We start from the raw sequence: 3,118 nt of genomic DNA, 5'->3' as shown, positions 1-3,118 counted from the left end.
GGTCGAAGGCGCTCCCCTGCTAAGGGAGTAGGCGGGAAACCGTCTCGAGGGTTCGAATCCCTTCGTCTCCGCCATTCCCATCGTCGATCCTGAACAGGCTTCCCGATGGGACGTTTGCGTCTCAGCGTGAATTGGCAGCGTCATCCGATTCTCAGCGACTTGTCCTCGGTCAGCGCGGTTTGGCTGACGCCGGGCGGTCAAGCATTTGTGCAAATACGGGCGACGCTTACCACGCTATGGCATACGTATATGTTCGAACAAGGAAATGAGGAACACCGGATGAATCGTCGTTTTGCCCTGAAGTCTGTCATCGCCGCCGCGGGCTTTGCTGCTCTCGCGGCATGCGATCAGATGATGACCACGGATCTTGGTATTATTGATGTCGCCGCCGGCGATGGCCGCCTGAACAGTTTCGTGGCAGCGGCGACTGCTGCCGATCTGGCAGATACGCTTCGCGGGCCGGGACCGTTCACCGTGTTTATCCCGACGGACGAGGCCTTTGCGGCTTTGCCAGCAGGCAGGCTGGACACGCTGCTGCGGCCGGAAAACAAGGATCGGCTTGCCGTTGTGCTGGGCTATCACATTGTCCGTGGTGCCATAACAGCCGACCAACTGATCGATCAGCGGCAAAGCGTGGCGACGCTGAACGGCACCACCGTACAGATTGACGGGCGCGACGGGCTGCGGATCGGAAACGCCAACATTGTGACCTCCGATATCAGCGCATCGAACGGCGTGATCCATGTAATCGATGGCGTTCTGCTGCCGTAAAGGCGACGCAGGCGGTTTGACGCCACGTTGGGCGTGACGTCAGCCCCGGCCTTGGCCATTCTGCCCGCAACCAAAGGGAGGCCGCCATGACCCATTACCCACATCTGCTTGCACCGCTGGATCTGGGGTTCACGACTCTGAAGAACCGTGTGTTGATGGGTTCCATGCATACCGGGCTGGAAGAAACCAAGGATTGGAACCGCGTTGCTGAATTCTACGCCGCGCGCGCGCGCGGCGGTGTCGCCCTGATGGTCACCGGCGGGATGGCCCCCAACGCCGAAGGCGGCGTTTTCCCCGGTGCGGCGGGACTATACACGTCGGAGGATATCGCCAATCATCGCATCGTGACGGACCGTGTCCACGCTGCGGGTGGCAAGATCGCGATGCAGATCCTGCATGCGGGCCGCTATGCTTATAGCCCCAAATGCGTCGCTCCTTCGGCGGTCAAATCGCCGATCTCACCCTTCGCACCGCAGGAACTGGACGAGGACGGGATCGAAAAGCAGATCAGTGATATGGTCACCGCAGCCGTCCGCGGCCGCGAAGCCGGCTATGACGGGGTCGAAGTGATGGGGTCCGAAGGCTATTTCATCAATCAGTTTCTGGTCACCCACACCAACAGGCGCACCGACCGTTGGGGCGGGTCATATGAAAACCGCATGCGTCTGCCGGTCGAAGTGGTACGCCGTGTGCGCGCGGCTGTTGGCCCTGATTTCATCCTGATCTACCGGCTGTCCATGATCGACCTGATCCCCAACGGATCGACATGGGACGAAGTCCTGCAACTTGCCCATGCGGTCGAAGCAGCGGGTGCGACCATCATCAACACAGGCATTGGCTGGCACGAAGCCCGCGTGCCTACGATCGCCACCTCTGTTCCGCGCCGCGCCTTTGCCTGGGTGACGCGCAAGCTGATGGGCGAAGTGGGCATTCCCATCATCACCTCGAACCGGATCAACACCCCCGAAGTGGCCGAATCCGTGCTGGCTGAAGGCTGCGCCGATATGGTCAGCATGGCGCGCCCTTTCCTGGCTGATCCCGATTTCATCGCCAAGGCTGCTGCGGGAAAAGCAGCCGAGATTACACCTTGTATCGCCTGCAATCAGGCATGTCTGGACCATACGTTCAGCGGCAAGCTGTCGTCCTGTCTGGTCAATCCACGGGCCTGTCATGAAACCGAACTGGTGATCGTGCCCGCGGCGGCACCCCGACGCATCGCCGTGGTCGGTGCAGGCCCTGCGGGCCTCGCCGCGAGCCTGACCGCTGCTGCGCGCGGTCATGAGGTTACCCTGTTTGACAAGGCAGATCAGATCGGCGGCCAGCTTAATCTGGCCAGGCAGGTGCCGGGTAAAGAAGAATTCCACGGGTTGGTTGATTACTACCGGACCATGGTGGCCAAGGCGGGAATCAGGCTCGCCCTCGGCACCGTGGCAACGCCAGACAAGCTGGTGGATTTTGATGAAATCATCATCGCCACCGGTGTTATCCCGCGTGATCCGGCCATTCCCGGCCAGGACGGTCCAAATGTCGTGTCCTATATCGATGTGCTGCGCGGCGACGTGCAGGTCGGCGGCAGGGTGGCGATCATTGGGGCCGGTGGGATCGGGTTTGATGTCGCGGAATTTCTGGTCACTGACGACAGCCCAACCGACCACCTGCCTGATTGGTTGATCGAATGGGGCGTGGGCGATCCGGCGGATACCCGCGGCGGCCTGCGCGCCGAGGGCCCGCAACCGGATGCCCCTGTGCGGCAGGTGACGCTATTGCAGCGCAAGGCGGAAAAGTTGGGAAAACGTCTGGGGAAAACAACGGGCTGGATTCACCGCGCCGGTTTACAGATGAAGAACGTGCAGATGATCGGCGGGGCGACCTACGAAAAGATTGACGCTGACGGCCTGCATGTGCGCATCGGCGACCAACCGAAACTGGTTGCGGCGGATACAATCGTGCTTTGCGCCGGGCAATTGCCGGAACGCAGCCTTGCTGACCAACTGATCGCGGCTGGCCGCAACGTGCATGTGATTGGCGGTGCGGATGTCGCCGCAGAACTAGACGCCAAGCGTGCTATCGATCAAGGCACGCGAGTCGCCTCAGGGTTGTAGACCCCGCACCACCCACTTATCGACAATTTTACCATATCGCCCTTAAAATTTGGCCGTTGTGGTATATTGTCGTGGCTGGGTCGTAATCCTGCCTGATTTGAGGCAGAGTGTCAGGGTTGTTATAACTAGGGTCAGGATGCATTGATTTCTGCTGCGCCGCGTGATTCACGGCTCCGAAAACGGAGTGGCGACATGAGCGATCTATACTGGCTGAGCGACACGCAGATGGCCAAGCTGGAACCCTT

Annotated in this window: 2 protein-coding genes; both read left to right on the top strand. The window is 60.5% G+C overall.

What is annotated here, in order from left to right; translation table 11 throughout:
• The first annotated feature begins 279 nt into the window (after positions 1 to 279).
• The gene (locus ACK4TM_RS17300; RefSeq protein ID WP_409703797.1) at positions 280 to 771 is read left to right on the top strand and encodes a fasciclin domain-containing protein; all 492 of its coding nucleotides are present in this window, start codon (positions 280 to 282) and stop codon (positions 769 to 771) included.
• 86 nt (positions 772 to 857) lie between these two features.
• On the top strand, positions 858 to 2,873 hold the full coding sequence (locus ACK4TM_RS17295) for an FAD-dependent oxidoreductase (RefSeq protein ID WP_409703794.1): 2,016 nt from the start codon (positions 858 to 860) through the stop codon (positions 2,871 to 2,873).
• Positions 2,874 to 3,118: the final 245 nt, after the last annotated feature.

Origin of the sequence: Yoonia sp., from assembly GCF_046292185.1 — a bacterium.
In the GTDB taxonomy this organism is placed as follows: Bacteria; Pseudomonadota; Alphaproteobacteria; order Rhodobacterales; family Rhodobacteraceae; genus Yoonia.
Note: the sequence above shows the minus strand (reverse complement) of the source record. Positions and strands in the feature narration are given on the sequence as shown.